This window comes from Deinococcus rhizophilus, assembly GCF_030271215.1.
Lineage (GTDB): Bacteria > Deinococcota > Deinococci > Deinococcales > Deinococcaceae > Deinococcus > Deinococcus rhizophilus.
Genome location: NZ_JASNGB010000286.1, coordinates 1 through 2,155, shown reverse-complemented (window position 1 = coordinate 2,155; position 2,155 = coordinate 1). Strand labels below are relative to the sequence as shown.

The 2,155-nt window shown below is 68.1% G+C and carries 2 protein-coding genes; both read right to left on the bottom strand.

Annotated features, from left to right (window positions below; all coding sequences use genetic code 11):
- Positions 1-132: 132 nt before the first annotated feature.
- A complete protein-coding gene (locus QOL99_RS16630) occupies positions 133-1,029 on the bottom strand; it encodes a ParB/RepB/Spo0J family partition protein (RefSeq protein ID WP_285525480.1) in 897 nt (298 codons plus the stop codon).
- Positions 1,026-1,793, bottom strand: coding sequence for a ParA family protein (locus QOL99_RS16625; RefSeq protein ID WP_285525478.1), 768 nt, complete (start codon positions 1,791-1,793; stop codon positions 1,026-1,028). Before QOL99_RS16625 ends, QOL99_RS16630 begins: the two co-directional genes overlap by 4 nt.
- Positions 1,794-2,155 lie beyond the last annotated feature (362 nt).

Here is a 2,155-nt window from a genome sequence, read left to right as displayed (position 1 = left end):
CTCAAAACTGCCCCACAACCTGACCCTTTTCAAACACCCTCTCAGAGCCGCGAGGGCAACTCCCCGAGTCCACGACAGGCCGGGACCACACGCCGCAAATCCCCATTTCCAGGAGGAACCAGCGCCGGACCTTCAGTCCTCCTGTAGCGCGGCCCGCAGCACAGCGGGCATCCGGGCCATCCACTTCTCAATGGCCTTCTGTTCTTCAGGCCGCAGGCCACTCAGCCAGCGCCGGCTGCTGAGGCGCTGGCCCAGGCGCTCCACGGCCGTCTGCTCTCCCCTGCCCGACTGTGCCTGCAACCGGGCGATCTCGGCCCGCAGCTCGGCCCGTGACGCCCCGTCGCGGGCCCGCTGGATCAGGTGGGCCTGGGCCGACTCCGGCGCCCCGGCAATCACGGCCCCCAGCGTAAACGGCAGGCCACCTCGCAGGGCGTCGAGCAGCGGGGCGGGCCAGTTCAGCACCCGCAACTTGTTTTTGGCGAAGGTCCGCCAGGACTCCCCCAGCGGTCCGAACAGGGCGTCGAGGTGTTCCGTCTCCAACCCCGGCGCCGCCTTGGCCAGGCGCAGCAGCCGGGCCCGGGCTTCGTCCCGCGGCACCGCGAGGATCATCGCCACCAGTTCCAGTTTCGCGTCCACCTCATCCAGAAGATTGAGATCCTCGCGCTGAAGATTTTCCACCAGGGCCGCGACGCGGGCTTCCTGGTCGGTCATCTCCCGGATGGCCACCGGCACTTCCGTCAGGCCCGCGAGCTGAGCCGCTCGCCAGCGGCGTTCACCCGCCACGATTTCATATCCGCCCTCGACGGGCCGCACCAGCAGCGGCTGCAACACGCCCCGCTCCTGCATGCTCGCCGCCAGAGCCTGCAAGCCGGCCTCGTCAAAAGTGCGCCGGGGCTGGGCCGCGCCCGGCCGCAGTTGGGCGAGGGGGAGCGTGCCTGAAGGCTGGACGGCTTTCCCAGCCTGGGCCGTGCTGGTCAGCAGGGCACTCAGATCCGGGCGCATGGGCGGCCGCTTTCCCTTTCCGGTCATGACCGGACCTCGAAGGGGAGGCCGAGGATGCGCGCGATATCGTCGGTCAGCCGCAAGACGTCCTGGCCCACCGGACTGTTGGGAGCGAACAGGCCCACCGGTTGTCCGGCCAGGCTGCTGTCCATCCAGACCGCTTCGCGCTGCGGGACCGGTTCGGCCAGCGGCGACAGGTACTGCCTCAGCTGCTGCAAGACCTCGCGGTCGTGCGACCGCCGCGCGTCATACATGGTGGGGACGTACAGGCCGACGGTGAGCTCCGGGCGGAGGTTGTGGTACATATTCATGACCGCCTGTAACCCTGGCAGAGCGTCCAGCCCCTTGTGACGCGTGGGGACCGGCACGATCAGGTGGTCGGCCGCGAGGGCGCCCATCGCCGCCAGCTTGCCGACACTGGGGGGACTGTCGATGATCACGACATCGTAGTCGGACCGCACCGCATTCAGGGCCTTGCGAAGGGACATCTCCGCTCCGATGACGCCCGGCATCATGGCCTCGGCCAGGGCAAGGTCGACCCTGGAGGGAATCAACCGCAGGCCATGGACCTCGCGCGGCGGCGGGAGCGGCTTACCGGCGGTGGCCACCACATGAGCCGTGTCCCCAAGATCCACGTCCCCCACGCCCAGCCAGGTGGTGAGGTTGGCCTGGGGATCGAGGTCGATCAGCAGGACGCGCTGACCGGCCTGCGCCAGGGTATAGCCCACGTCGCGCGTGATGGACGTCTTTCCCGCTCCGCCAGCGTGGTTGAACACCGTCACGATCTTCATGGGTTGACCATACTGTTTTTCCGCTTGTCTGGTGCCGGAAGTGGGTGGTCATACCGGTATGACCTGGAACCGGCAGGCTCCCGCGTGGACTGCCCGCAGGACGCCCCAACCACCTGCCGGACACCAGCGGGCACGGTGGGCAGCCGCGGGAGCTCCAGTACGCTCCTCCTGGCCTGGAGCAGCCGAGCTGACAGGGCCGCCGTTTCGAAGGCGGTCTATCAAGCTGAGCCCCGCTGTCATCAGGAGCTCCGCTCTGCCCAGCGTTCAGCCGGATGCCACCAAAACCCCGGAGGAACCTCTCCAGGTGGAGGCCGCGAGCTCTCTAGGGGTCAAAAGTCAGATGGAGGCTTGAGAAGTCGGCT